The 12496-nt window shown below is 64.2% G+C and carries 12 protein-coding genes and 1 tRNA gene; 7 read left to right on the top strand and 6 right to left on the bottom strand.

Translation table 11 applies throughout. The annotated features are described in order from the left end of the window. Positions 1-160: 160 nt before the first annotated feature. Positions 161-1471 (bottom strand): ammonium transporter, encoded by a 1311-nt coding sequence (locus ACX12F_RS01920; protein WP_459368029.1) that lies wholly within the window; start codon positions 1469-1471, stop codon positions 161-163. A gap of 196 nt (positions 1472-1667) precedes the next feature. On the opposite strand from ACX12F_RS01920, the gene ACX12F_RS01915 reads away from it, so the two are divergent. Beyond that, positions 1668-2471, top strand: coding sequence for a superoxide dismutase family protein (locus ACX12F_RS01915; RefSeq protein WP_459368028.1), 804 nt, complete (start codon positions 1668-1670; stop codon positions 2469-2471). A 314-nt stretch (positions 2472-2785) separates the two neighbouring features. On the opposite strand, the gene dcd is transcribed toward ACX12F_RS01915, so the two are convergent. Further along, positions 2786-3355, bottom strand: a complete 570-nt coding sequence (dcd, locus tag ACX12F_RS01910) for a dCTP deaminase (protein WP_459368027.1) — start codon at positions 3353-3355, stop codon at positions 2786-2788. 45 nt (positions 3356-3400) lie between these two features. On the opposite strand from dcd, the gene ACX12F_RS01905 reads away from it, so the two are divergent. Both ACX12F_RS01905 and ACX12F_RS01900 read left to right on the top strand, forming a co-directional pair. Further along, positions 3401-3474: transfer RNA gene (locus ACX12F_RS01905), tRNA-Gly, on the top strand. A gap of 229 nt (positions 3475-3703) precedes the next feature. Further along, positions 3704-4906 carry an SNIPE associated domain-containing protein gene (locus ACX12F_RS01900; protein WP_459368026.1) on the top strand — a complete coding sequence of 401 codons (1203 nt, stop codon included), beginning with the start codon at positions 3704-3706 and terminating at the stop codon, positions 4904-4906. On the opposite strand, the gene ACX12F_RS01895 is transcribed toward ACX12F_RS01900, so the two are convergent. Beyond that, a protein-coding gene (locus ACX12F_RS01895; RefSeq protein WP_459366735.1) for an IS5 family transposase occupies positions 4892-5789 on the bottom strand; the annotation gives its coding sequence in 2 pieces (ribosomal slippage) (positions 4892-5444 and positions 5443-5789; 900 coding nt in all). The genes ACX12F_RS01900 and ACX12F_RS01895 overlap by 15 nt on opposite strands. Positions 5790-5877: 88 nt before the next feature. Here ACX12F_RS01895 and ACX12F_RS01890 point away from each other — a divergent pair. Next, positions 5878-6129 carry a GIY-YIG nuclease family protein gene (locus ACX12F_RS01890; RefSeq protein ID WP_459368025.1) on the top strand — a complete coding sequence of 84 codons (252 nt, stop codon included), beginning with the start codon at positions 5878-5880 and terminating at the stop codon, positions 6127-6129. Positions 6130-6406: 277 nt separating this feature from the next. After that, positions 6407-7870 (top strand): bifunctional phosphatase PAP2/diacylglycerol kinase family protein, encoded by a 1464-nt coding sequence (locus ACX12F_RS01885; RefSeq protein WP_459368024.1) that lies wholly within the window; start codon positions 6407-6409, stop codon positions 7868-7870. Here ACX12F_RS01885 and ACX12F_RS01880 read toward each other — a convergent pair. Then, positions 7867-9597, bottom strand: a complete 1731-nt coding sequence (locus ACX12F_RS01880; protein WP_459368023.1) for an acyl-CoA dehydrogenase family protein — start codon at positions 9595-9597, stop codon at positions 7867-7869. The genes ACX12F_RS01885 and ACX12F_RS01880 overlap by 4 nt on opposite strands. Positions 9598-9671: 74 nt before the next feature. Next, positions 9672-10844 carry an aromatic ring-hydroxylating oxygenase subunit alpha gene (locus ACX12F_RS01875; RefSeq protein ID WP_459368022.1) on the bottom strand — a complete coding sequence of 391 codons (1173 nt, stop codon included), beginning with the start codon at positions 10842-10844 and terminating at the stop codon, positions 9672-9674. Between the two features lie 111 nt (positions 10845-10955). Between ACX12F_RS01875 and ACX12F_RS01870 the strand changes: the two genes are divergently transcribed. Further along, positions 10956-11585, top strand: coding sequence for a TetR/AcrR family transcriptional regulator (locus ACX12F_RS01870; protein WP_459368021.1), 630 nt, complete (start codon positions 10956-10958; stop codon positions 11583-11585). A 43-nt stretch (positions 11586-11628) separates the two neighbouring features. After that, a complete protein-coding gene (locus tag ACX12F_RS01865) occupies positions 11629-12174 on the top strand; it encodes a pyridoxamine 5'-phosphate oxidase family protein (protein WP_459368020.1) in 546 nt (181 codons plus the stop codon). A gap of 22 nt (positions 12175-12196) precedes the next feature. Here ACX12F_RS01865 and ACX12F_RS01860 read toward each other — a convergent pair whose 3' ends face one another. Continuing rightward, positions 12197-12445 (bottom strand): Rv2628 protein family, encoded by a 249-nt coding sequence (locus tag ACX12F_RS01860; RefSeq protein WP_459368019.1) that lies wholly within the window; start codon positions 12443-12445, stop codon positions 12197-12199. Positions 12446-12496: the final 51 nt, after the last annotated feature.

Below are 12496 nucleotides of genomic sequence, written 5' to 3'. Positions count from 1 at the left end.
ACAACTAGAAACTTCATCGTGCCCAGCGGCGGAGTCGTTACCGATTTCCCGCAGCTCAATAGGCGCCATGCAGTTCTGGCCGCGGCGCTGGCAGACAGAGTCCCGCCAATGCCGGTAGTTCAACCCTACCCGGCTTTGACGTAGGTAACCTAAGCAGTTTTTATGCGTCCTCGGCGTCCGGACGCGGCTGCTTCAAGAGGTCGGTCAGCGAACTGGAACCGGACGGCCGGCGGTGGCCCAGGTGGCCGTGCACGCCCTCCGCGTACGCGGTTTCGGCGTGCTGGGTGAAGTCGACGCCGGCGGTTTCGTCTTCGGCGCTGACCCGGAAACCCATCACCTTGTCGATGATTTTGCCCAGCACGAACGTGGCGGTGAAGGCGTACGCCGCGACCACGGCCATGGCCAGCAGCTGCTTGCCCAGCTGGGTGAATCCGCCGCCGTAGAACAGCCCGCGGGCGCCACCCGTCATGACGTCGGTGGCCAGCAGGCCGATCAGCACGACGCCGACCACGCCGCCGACGAAGTGCACGCCGACGACGTCCAGTGAGTCGTCGTAGTTGAGCTTGAACTTCAGGCCGACCGCGAACGAGCAGACCACGCCGGCGGCCAGTCCGACGATGAGCGCGCCCAGCGTGTTGACGGTGCCGCACGACGGGGTGATCGCGACCAGGCCGGCCACCACGCCGGACGCCGCACCGAACGTCGTCGGCTTGCCGTCACGCACCTGCTCGACCGTGAGCCAGCCGAGCATGCCCAGACAGCCGGCGACCAGGGTGTTCAGGAAGATCGCGGCGGCGGTGCCATTGGCGGCCAGCGCCGAGCCGGCGTTGAAACCGAACCAGCCGAACCACAGCAGGCCGACGCCGAGCAGCACGAACGGCAGGTTGTGCGGACGCATGGCGTCCTGCTTGAAGCCGATACGCGGACCCAGCACGATGGCCAGCGCCAGCGCCGAGGCGCCCGACGCGATTTCGACGACCAGGCCGCCCGCGTAGTCCAGCGCGCCCATCTTGGCGAGCCAACCGTCCGGGCCCCAGACCCAGTGCGCGATGACGCTGTAGACCGCGATGGCCCAGATCGGGACGAACACCATCCACGCCGAGAACTTGGCGCGGTCGGCGATGGCGCCGCTGATCAGGGCCGCGGTGATGATCGCGAAGGTCAGCTGGAAAGTCGCGAACAACAGCTCCGGCACGGTGCCGTGGGTGGTGCTCGGGGTGATGCCGAGCATGCCGAAGTGTTCGAGGTTGCCGAGGAAGCCGTCGCCGTTCGAGAAGGACAGCGTGTACCCAAGCAGCAGCCACGCGACCGTGACCAGCGGAATCGAGATGAAGCTCATCATGATCATGTTGAGCACGCCGGTCGTGCGGACCATGCCGCCGTAGAAAATGGCCAGGCCCGGGGTCATCAACAGGACCAGGGCGGTGCTGGCGAGCAGCCAGGCTGTGGCGGCGGGATCGATGCCTTGCACGTGGGACTCCTTCGACAATCTTGACGAGGATGTATCGGCGGCGTTTCCAGCTCGCGGCGACTGCGTTTCCGACGTGTTACACCAGCCTCACACGGGGCGTTCGAGTGGCGCTGAGGTGGCAGGTGTTGTAGATGAGGCCTGTTTCGCGTGAAACAACGGGCGGTTCAAAAGTGGCTGTTCCGGGTATTCGGCGGGCATGTCGAAGCGCACAACTGCAGCTGCTGCCCTGCTCACCGCACCCGTTTTCGTGCTGGCTGCGTGCAATTCCAATCGGAACACGCCGTCGAGCTCGACGCCGCCCACAACGTGGACCCAGGCCAATCCGGCCGCAATGAACGTCGTGCTCAAGACGTCCGACGGGCGGCCCGTCGCCAACGCCTCGATCGACTTCTCGGACGGCTACGCGACAGTCACCGTCGAGACCACCGGCGGCGGCATCCTCGCCCCCGGCAGCCACGGCATGCACATCCACTCCGTCGGCAAGTGCGAGGGCGACTTCACCTCTGCCGGCGGCCATCTGCAGGTCGCCGGGCACACCGGACATCCCTCGAGCGGTGACCTGACGCCGTTGAACGTGCGCGGCGACGGGACCGGCAAGGTCGTGGCGACCACCGATGCGTTCACCGAAGCGGCCCTGAAGGGTCCCGAAGGCAGCGCCTTGATCATCCACCAGGGCCCGGACAACTTCGCCAACATCCCGCCGCGGTACACCCATGACGGCACGCCGGGCCCCGACGCCGAAACTCTGGCGACCGGCGACGCGGGCGGACGGGTGGCGTGTGCGGTTCTGGCGCCTGCCGGCTCTACTTCTTCGTCTGCGTCGACTTCCACGTCGACCGCGACCGTCACCGAGACGACGGGTGTGCCGGTGGCGCCGCCGGTCACTACGACGACTTCGACGTCGACATCAACGTCGACTTCTACGACTCCGTCGACGACGACCACCACCACGATGCCCACCAGCCCGGTTGGGCCGATGAACCCGATGCCGGGTGGCTGACGCGCGACCCGTCCCGCTCTTGGCATGTATCGCGCGCCGCCCTATGCCGAGTGTGTCGGTTATCGGTGGCCGAAGGGCGTGTCGACCGACGGGGAGCGCCACATTCGCCGTAAGGCGTATGGGCCACTCGGCAACGAGCACTGGCAGGCAGCTCGCGACCGTTGACCCTGAGGTGAGGGCGCAAAACATCGAGTGGGCTGTGCCCTGACTACAGGGTCAACGGGTCTCGGCGTGCCGGCTGCGTTGACCCTGCACCTACGGCGAGGAATGCCGAGTAGCGAGGGCCCTCGTCGCAGAGTGAATTCAGCCTGCGCTCAGGGCTTGGTGAAGTTCAGGTACGACCGTGAGGGCGTCGGCCCACGCTGACCCTGGTACTTGGAGCCGACCTTGTCGCTGCCGTAGGGGTGCTCGGCCGGGCTGGTCAGGCGGAGCAGGCAGAGCTGGCCGATCTTCATGCCGGGCCACAGGGTGATCGGCAGATTGGCGACGTTGGACAGCTCCAGCGTGATGTGGCCCGAGAAGCCCGGGTCGATGAACCCCGCGGTGGAGTGCGTCAGCAGGCCCAGGCGGCCGAGTGACGACTTACCCTCCAGGCGGCCCGCCAGATCGTGTGGGAGCGTGCAAGTTTCGAGTGTCGAGCCCAGCACGAATTCGCCGGGGTGCAGGACGAAGGGTTCGCCTTCGCCTGGCTCGACCAGGGTGGTCAGCTCATCCTGCTGCTGTGCCGGGTCGATGTGCGTGTAGCGGGTGTTGTTGAAGACCCGGAACAGGCTGTCCAGCCGGACATCAACACTGGAGGGCTGCACCATGGCGTCGTCGAACGGGTCGATGCCGAGACGCCCAGCAGCGATTTCGGCCCGGAGATCGCGATCGGAGAGGAGCACCTGGGGAGCCTATCGGGCGGGGTTGATATCCTGCAGCGGCACCATGCCGATGTAGTTCAATGGCAGAACATCAGCTTCCCAAGCTGAATACGCGGGTTCGATTCCCGTCATCGGCTCCACGAAGAGCAGCGGAACGCTGTTCGAACTGTTCGATTACCCAGCCCCGGGTCACGAATTGTCACAACCCGGTTCAAGGTCCGGCCGCGTGCAGCAGGATGTGTCTGGCCTCGGCGTCTTCCACGGCATCGCGCCAGTACAGGGACACCACTGCCACAGCAAGTCATGGCGCCACCGCCTGATGTCGGCGGTTCTTGTCCTTTGACGGTCGTCGGGTATGACGATACCTCTGTGACGACTCCTCAAGGCTGGTATCCAGATCCGCAAGAACGTGGCGTGCTGCGCTACTGGGACGGCGCACATTGGACGAGCTCTACCTCAACGGGCGCGGCGGCCCCAAGCTCCGATCCCACACCGGTGCAACCGGCCCAGCCAGAGCCGCCCGTTGAATCGCTGCATCCGGACAAGATCCCGGTCTTCGGGGCAAGGAAACTTGCCGAACAGCTGCAGCATGAGAACCACGAGCTTCGGCAAGAAGTCCAAGAGCTGCGGCGGCAGAATCAGGAGCTTAACGCTGTCATCGACCGCATGGGTGCGATGACGCTTCTCGACGTTCAAGCTGAAACCCAACGCCTCACGACCGCCCTGGACCGGCTGCGCACTGACAAAACCCACCTTGAGTCGGCGCTCAAGACCGAAAAAACCGCGCTGGAGAAGGAAATCCAGCAGGTCCGTTCGGAACTCGTCGAAACGCAGGGTCTTGTCCAAATGCAAGACGTCGGCCTATACCAGTATCATCATCCAGCTGAGTCATCGGTCGCGTTGCGCGAAGAATTGGAGCGTGTCCGCGGACGAATCAAGGAGTACGTCCGTTCAAAGGCGGCGATCTCCGCGAACTACAACTTTACCTTCAACAACTCTGCCGCTCAGGGACGCAGGTTCGTCGACGAGATGTCGCGAATCATGTTGCGGGCGTACAACGCCGAGGCGGAGAACTGCGTCAAGACCGTTAAGGCCGGCAACCTACTTGCCGCGCAAGCCCGGCTCGAGAAGGCAGTCGCACAAATCGAGAAACAGGGCAGGATGATCGACCTCCGCGTAACGCCCTCCTATCACGAATTTCGGCTGATTGAACTTCGACTAGCCGCGGATTTTCAGATGCAACTTCAACAAGAAAAGGAAGCCGAGAGAGAGCATCGTGCCGAACTACGCGAACAACAAAGAGCCCAACAGGAGCTGGAAGCAGAGCGGCAAAGGTTACTGAAGGAACACGCCCACTACTCAAACGTCGTGGCCAAGCTTGACGCCAGCGGCGACTCAGCCGGCGCTGAACGGATACGCGAGAAGCTCGCCGACGTCCAGCACGCCATCGAGCACGTTGACTACCGTGCGGCCAACATCCGTGCTGGCTATGTGTACGTCATCTCAAATATCGGATCTTTCGGACGAAACATGGTGAAAATCGGTCTGACACGGCGCCTAGGGCGTGTCTGACAAATGGGGTAGCCACAGGGTGACCGCTCTCAGGACTGCTGCGGCGCGGTAGACGATGGCGAGCTTGTCGTAGCGGGTGGCCAGTCCGCGCCATTGCTTGACGTCATTGAAGTTGCGTTCAACGACGTTGCGGCCCTTGTAATCTTGGGCGTCGAAGGCCGGGGGCCGGCCGCCACGGCAGCCCCGTCGTTTCCGGTTGGCGACCTGATCGGAAGGTTCCGGGATCACCGCGCCGATCCGGCGTCGCCGCAGCAAGGTCCGGGTGGCTCGACTCGAATAGGCCTTGTCTGCGCGGACGCGATCGGGGCGGGTGCGGGGCCGTCCGCCGCCGGGGCGGTCGACTCGCAGATGGGCGAGCAAATGCTCGAACACCGGGCCATCGTGGGATTGACCGGCGCCCACGAGCACCACCAACGGCCGCCCGCGACCGTCGACCAGATGGTGAATCTTGCTGGTTAACCCACCGCGGGAGCGGCCAATACCGTGGTCAGGCGGCTCGATCGCCAGATTCGTGTAATTCGACCCAGCCCCCTGTGTCACGGGTGAGGTTCGTGGCGTGCTGATGCGCGCGAGCGATCGTGGAATCGACCGCCACCGCCCAATCGATCATCCCGGCCTCATCAGCGGCCGCCAGCAACCGGGCCAACACCGCATCCCAGGTACCGTCGGCGCTCATCCGCCGGTGCCACGTCCAGATCGACTGCCACGGACCGAACACCTGCGGCACGTCACGCCAGGCAATGCCACACCGGTACCGGTAGATGATGCCCTCAACCATCGACCGAGCATCCTGGAAAGGTCTGCCCCGCTTACCCGTTCGAACCGGAAGCAGATCCTCGATCAACGACCACTGGGCATCGGAGAGCAATTGGAACCGCGACATTCCTCAAGTCTCAGGCACCACACCTGAAACTTTTGTCAGACACGCCCTAGACCCGCTGGACCGTGTGCGCGAGCTAGGCGATGCCTCCGTGCCATTCCTGTTCGATGTCCACGCGCTGTTCTTCTCCGATGACGCCGTGACAGTTGAGCGGAAGCTACATCAAGCGTTGGAATCGAAGCGGGTGAACAAGATGCGGCCCCGACGTGAGTTCTACTACGCTTCACCCGAAGAAGTTCTGCCGCTCCTGCAATCCACTGTGGGGGAAGTCGTTGAGTACACCGTGACACCCGTTGCTGAGGAATACCGCTTCAGCCTCGGAACACCGGACACAACGCTGTAGGAGACTTGAGCGACATCCTCACGCGTAGCGCACTCGGTGCACCGTTTCCTTACCCGTTACGGGCTCACCAAACTGCGATGGGTTGATCGGCTCACCGGACGCGTTCGGGTGCACACACGCGCAAGCGCGTATCAATGTGATCCTGTGCCGCTCAACGCCTCATTTACGCACGTGCGCTTCGGCGCACGCATAGAATCCAACCTGAATACGCGGGTTCGATTCCCGTCATCGGCTCCACGAAGATTGAATCCCCGTCAAAGTGGATACTTTGAGCGCCATGGGTATGCACGCGATCGGCAACGGCCTCGGCACGTTGGACCGCGAGCTCTTCGAGGCGGTCGCTGAGTCGCCGAGCCCGTTCCTGGACACCGTGATGCCCCGGTTGACCAGGGCCGCAGACCATTCCAAGCTGTGGTTCGCCATCGCCGCAGGTTTGAGCGCGTTCGGCAGCACCGCGGTTCGGCGCGGGGCCGCGCGCGGCGTCGTCAGCCTCGCGGTCACCAGCCTGGTGACCAACCAGCTGGCCAAGCGGATCTGGCGGCGGCCGCGCCCGGACCGCAGCCTGATACCGCTCATCCGGCAGACGAAGCGCGTGCCGACCTCGAATTCCCTGCCGTCGGGGCACTCCGCGAGCGCCGCGGCTTTCGCGGTGGGCGTCGGTCTGGAGTCCCCAGCGGCCGGTCTGCCGCTGGCGCTGCTCGCCGGCCTGGTGGGCCTGTCGCGGGTCGCCACCGGTGCGCACTACCCCGGCGACGTGTTCGCCGGATTCGGCATCGGTGCCGCGATCGCGGTGCTCGGCGCCCGCATCGTCCCCACCATCCCGGCCACCACGCTGCCGACGTCGGATCCGTTGCGGTTCCACACCGAGCCCCGGCCGGACGGCGCCGGCGTGGCGCTGGTGATCAACCCGGCCTCCGGCGATGGCACAGGCGAGCGAATCATCGACGAGGCACGAAAAGCCTTGCCGTGTATGGAAATCATCGAGCTCGACGACGACGATGACATCGAGGCCGTGTTGCGGGAGACAGCGGAGCGCACGGAGGTGCTCGCGGTAGGTGGCGGTGATGGGACCGTGGCAGGCGCGGCGGCGATCGCCGTCGAGGCAGGTGTCCCCCTCGCGGTGTTCCCCGGCGGCACGTTCAACCACTTCGCCAAGGACATCGGCTGCGATTCGGTGGCCCGCACCGTCCAGTCGATCAAGGACGGCTCTGCGGCCTACGTCGACCTGGTGTGCCTCAATGAGGAACGCATGGTGATCAACACCGCCAGCATCGGCGCCTACCCGAACTACGTGCGGATGCGCGAGAAACTGGAACGCCGGATGGGCAAGCGCCTGGCCGCGATGTGCGCGCTCTATCTGACGCTGCGCCGGGAAGCTCCGGTGCGAATTCGCTACGACGACAAGACACTTGAGACCGAATTGTTCTTCCTGGGGAATTCCACGTACTTCCCGTCCGGGTTCGCTCCGTCGGTGCGGCCGCGTCTGGATGACGGTCTGATCGACGTGCGAATCCTGGAAACCGGGCGGCGGTTCAGCCGGCTGCGCATCGCGACGGCCGTCGCTTTGGGCCGGCTCGAGCGCAGCCCGCTCTATCACGAGTTGCAGGTGCCGCAGTTCCGGTTCGTCGCCGTCGACGGCCCGACCACCGTCGCGCACGACGGTGAGGTGGGCGAGGCGCTCAGCGAGGCCAGCTTCAGCGTGAAGTACCGAGCGCTGCCGGTGTTCCGCCCTCTAACTTAGGGCCGCATCTCATACGCACCGTCGTAGGACGCGACCTGCGCCCAGACCCGATCGAAGCGAGCCGCATCGGTGACCGGTTTGTGTATCGCGGCCAACGCCCACTCCTGTTGCGCCACCGTCGAGCTCGGTTTTCCGTGCAGCGCAACCACATACGATGAGAAGTCACGGATCTGGAAGTCGAAGATCTGGTCCAGCAGGTCGCGGTCGAGCCCTGTCAGTTCAGCCTGCTCGAGGATCAACTGCCCGTAGACGACGAGCGTGAACAAGTGCCCAACGACCAGGACGAAGTCGAGGTCGCGTTGCTGGTCGGCATCGGGTGCCGCCGACATCAACAGGTCCTTGAACGCCAGCACCTGTTCGAAGAAGCGGGCCACATTCGGGACGGCTAAGTTCCGCTCGTACACCGGCGCCCAATCGGCGAACTGCACCTTGGATGCGCCGCGCGCGGGTCCCTGCGCCCAGAAGAACACGTCGTCGACCGCGTCGTCGCGGGTGCCGATCCGCGGGTAGCTTGCGGGATTGAACATGTAATTCGGCATGAATTTCAGGATCTGCGCGACGTTCACATGCACCGTGCCCTCCAGCCGGGGCAGGGCACCGATCAGTCGGCTGACCTCGCTGAAGTAGGTGTTCTTCTCGAAGCCTTTGGCGGCCAACACATCCCATAGCAGGGTGATGACTCGCTCACCTTCGGAGGTGACCTTGGACTTGGTCACGGGGTTGAACAGCAGATAGCGACGATCCTCGAGGCCGGCACTGCGGAAGTAGTCGATGGCGCGATCGCTGAACAGCTTCATCGCGATCAGCCGGGCATAGACGTCGACGAATGAGGCACGCACATGCGGGAAGTCGGTGACCGGGTTGCCGTAGAGAATTCGGTTGTTCGCGTGCGTGATCGCCTCATAGAACGCGTGCTCACACATCCCGATCGAGCCACTGCACAGGTTGAACTTGCCGACGTTGACGGTGTTCAGCGCCGCCGAGAACGCCTCCGGCCCGGTGCACAGAATGTCCTCCTCATGCACCGGATACTCGTTGAGCCGGAACGTGCTGACGAACATCTGGCCGTGCACCACGTTGTCGATCAGCTGGTAGTTCTCGTGACCGCTGTCCGCGACGAACCACACGTAGCCGTCGGGTCCGTCGACGTCGGTGCGGCGCGAGAACACCGACACCATGCCCGCCACATTGCCGTTGCCGATGTAGTACTTCTCCCCCGACGCCCGGAACACGACGCCCTCGTCAGACGTGGGGGTCAGCAGCATGTCGGTGTTGTAGATATCGGCGCCATGCTCACGTTCGGACAGCGCAAAGGCCATGACCCCGCCGGCCTCAAGCTGCGCGGCGGCTCGTTCCTTGGCCTTGATGTTGTCGCTCTGCCAGATCGGGCCGAGCCCGAGGATGGTGACCTGTTCGGCGTACCAGTACGCCAGCCCATAGAAGCCGAGGATCTCGCTCAGCACGGCATTACGCGACGTGTCCCAGCGTTTGTTCGGATCACCGTCCGCGAACTCCGAGGGCGTCAGGAACGTCGCGAAAACGCGCTCCCGCTTGATGAATTCGAGAAAATCGGCGACCCACGTCGCATCCAAATCGTCCTGCAGCAGCCGCTTCTTACCGCGCTCCTCAAACCATGCGATCAGCGCCCGCAGCTGGCGCCGCGTCTCCGGATCGAATTTCTGAGGGTCGAAGTCGTGCGGGTTGAGCAGCAATCCGGAGTTCGGCATAGGGCTCTCCTTCGGCGCGGGTGTGGCACCGAATCTAGCGCCCGGACGCTCGGAAAACGGCAGATTGCGTGTCCTTATTCGAGCGCCACACCGAGCTCCTCGGCGAACACCCTGATCATGTGTTGCACGCCAATCTCGTTGCGGCCGATGATCATGTGGCCGTGCTGGCCGTGCCGGACGCCTTCCCCACACTGGGGCAACATGGCGAAGTCCTCGTCGACGACCGCGGCGTGGACGTTGTCGTACACCTGGTCGTAGACGGCGCGCATCGTGTCGTCGGTGGCCGGCACGCGGCCCATCCAGCTGTGCCGCACCGAGCATCGGGTCGGTTCCCCCGCCGGCAGGATGTCGATGATCTCCACACCGACCGGGCTGTTCGCCAGGATGAGATTGGGATAAATCCAGTAGATGACGCCCATGTTCTGGTGCGGGTCCCATGAACCGGACGGGTCGTCGGCAAGATTGGCGACCCAGGTGAAGGGAAAGCCGATGCGATGGTGCTTGCCATACTCGTCGTACACCCCGGTGTTGGGCAGGGTGTTCTGTCCAATCACGCTCTCGCCGTGGACAAATGGGAAATGGTATCCCTCAGCGAACGCTTCCAGAGCGCCCTTCCACGACACTTGGGACTGGAACTCCTTTTCCGTGTGATAGCCGTATGAGGCGTAGTTCATCAACTCGAGTTCTGGACCGATGGACCCGAGGTGGCTGTCGACGTCGATGGTGGCGCCAGCGGTCAACACGGCCCAGATGAAGCCGTGCCGCTCCTCGTTCGGCAGCTCAATGAGTCCATAGTCGGCTTTGTTCATCGAATCGAACCCCGCCTTGCCGGGAACGGTGAACAGTTCGCCGGTGTTCTTGTAGCTCCACGCGTGGTACGGGCACGTGAACCGGGCGGCGTTACCGGCCCCGCAGGCCGGCTTCGCGCCACGGTGGCGGCAGTAGTTGAGGAACACGTGACTGACGCCGTCACGATCGCGGGTCACCAATAGCGAATCACCGAGCACCGAGCGCACGACATAGTCGTTGACGTTGGGAATCTGGGCCGAGGGCACGATCGCAAGCGGCAGGCGGCGCAGTACCTGCGACTCCTCGATCTCAGTGATTTTCGGGTCGCGGTAGTAGTGCAACGGCACCCGCAATTCACGGTCGGCCATGTCCGTCGTCTTGTCGACCGCGTGCCGCACAGCGCGCCTGGTCAGTTCCTCGTCCTGGTTGCTGACCGGTCCTTCGGCGATTGCCGTCATAGCTGACCTCATTTCACGTTCGGGGATAACCGGACCATACATCAGATGTTGACTGTATGGTCAAGAGTCGGTGGCGTTCGTTGAAGCGCAGCGGGATGGAAGTATGCGGTGATGCGCAGGCACGGCTGGTCTGGTGACATCCCCGTCGACGACGAGGAGGCGGTTCGCCGCATCGTCAGCGCGGCCCGCGCATCGATCGACGCGCGCGGTTCGGTGAGCGTGTCCGACGTCGCCACCGAACTCGGGATTACCCGGCAGACGGTGTATCGCTATTTTCCGACCCTTGACGCACTGATGGCGGGCACCGCGTTATCGGCAGTCGACGGCTTTCTGGACCGCTTGGCCGACGACCTGCAATCGATCACCGACCCCACCGAGGCCGTGATCGAAGGCATCGCCTACACCCTGGAACAGCTCCCCAACGATCGCTACCTGAGCTTGGTCATGCACCCCGGCAGGGCGAGTGCCTTCGCCGCCGGCGTCACTTCCGAAACGTCGATATCGTTCGGCCGGTCGATCCTCGAGCGCTTTCAGGTCGATTGGGCCGCAGCGGGTTTCAGCGGCCGGCAACTCGACGAACTTGTCGAGTTCATGCTGCGCACCCTGCAGTCGTTCATTCTGGATCCCGGCGGCCCTGAGCGACACGGCGCGGAGCTGCGCGCCTTCCTCCGTCGCTGGGTCGCGCCGGCAGTCCAGATGCATCACACGGGCTGCGCGCCTCCACCCCATCCCGGCATCTGAAACTCGCTCGACCCTCACCTCACCGCCGTGCAAGCATGCCCGTATGGCCAAGCAGTTCCCCGAGATCACTGACAGGTTCCGCACCTTCATTGCCGCCCAGAGCATGTACTTCGTGGCGACGGCGGCGCGCGACGGCCGGGTGAACCTGTCCCCGAAGGGCTTGGACTCTCTGCGCGTCCTCGGGCCGAACCGCGTGGCCTGGCTGAACCTCACCGGCAGCGGCAACGAGACCTCGGCGCACCTGCTCGACACCCCGCGGATGACGCTGATGTTCTGCTCGTTCGATCGCGAGCCGCTGATCCTGCGGCTGTACGGCACCGCTCGCGAGGTCGCGCCCGGCGACGCGGACTGGACCGAGCTCTACAACCAGTTCCCACCCCACATCAGCGCACGTCAGATCTATGACCTGACAGTCGACCTCGTGCAGACCTCGTGCGGCTTCGGCGTGCCGCTCATGACGGTCGAGTCAGAGCGTGTCCTGCTCGACACCTGGGGCGAGAAGAAGGGGCCGGAAGGCGTCGCGGAGTACTGGCAGCAGAAGAACCTGTCGAGTATCGACGGTGCGCCGACGAAGCTCGCGTTGGATTGACCCGCAGCGCTTCAGCTTTCGGCTACGCAACCATGACGTCGACGGACAGCCGCTCCCCGAGGGCGTAGACGGTCGGCCAATCCTGGCTCTGTGCAGCCGATTCCAATGCTTCGATCAGCGGCGTCTCCACACCCAGTTCGGCGAGCCACGTCGACACTGTCGCGGCGATCTGCTCCCCGGGTACCTCTTCGGCGCGCCGGCCGTGCAGGCGGTCGACCACCACGAAGGTCGGCGTTGCGGAGCGCCGGCGGCGGAAGTCGATGATGCTCATGCCAATTACACGCCGCGGGCGTCAAATAGGTTCACCGCGACCGAGCACACC

This window comes from Mycolicibacterium sp. HS_4_1, from assembly GCF_054515875.1.
The sequence above is the reverse complement of the archived record's forward strand: the minus strand, read 5'-3'. Positions and strand labels throughout refer to the sequence as shown.

Coding starts and splice junctions, on each gene's coding strand:
- ACX12F_RS01915 (WP_459368028.1), top strand. CDS start 1,668: ATGTCGAAGCGCACAACTGCAGCTGCTGCCCTGCTCACCGCACCCGTT.
- ACX12F_RS01885 (WP_459368024.1), top strand. CDS start 6,407: ATGGGTATGCACGCGATCGGCAACGGCCTCGGCACGTTGGACCGCGAG.
- ACX12F_RS01880 (WP_459368023.1), bottom strand. CDS start 9,597: ATGCCGAACTCCGGATTGCTGCTCAACCCGCACGACTTCGACCCTCAG.
- ACX12F_RS01875 (WP_459368022.1), bottom strand. CDS start 10,844: ATGACGGCAATCGCCGAAGGACCGGTCAGCAACCAGGACGAGGAACTG.
- ACX12F_RS01870 (WP_459368021.1), top strand. CDS start 10,956: ATGCGCAGGCACGGCTGGTCTGGTGACATCCCCGTCGACGACGAGGAG.
- ACX12F_RS01865 (WP_459368020.1), top strand. CDS start 11,629: ATGGCCAAGCAGTTCCCCGAGATCACTGACAGGTTCCGCACCTTCATT.
- ACX12F_RS01860 (WP_459368019.1), bottom strand. CDS start 12,445: ATGAGCATCATCGACTTCCGCCGCCGGCGCTCCGCAACGCCGACCTTC.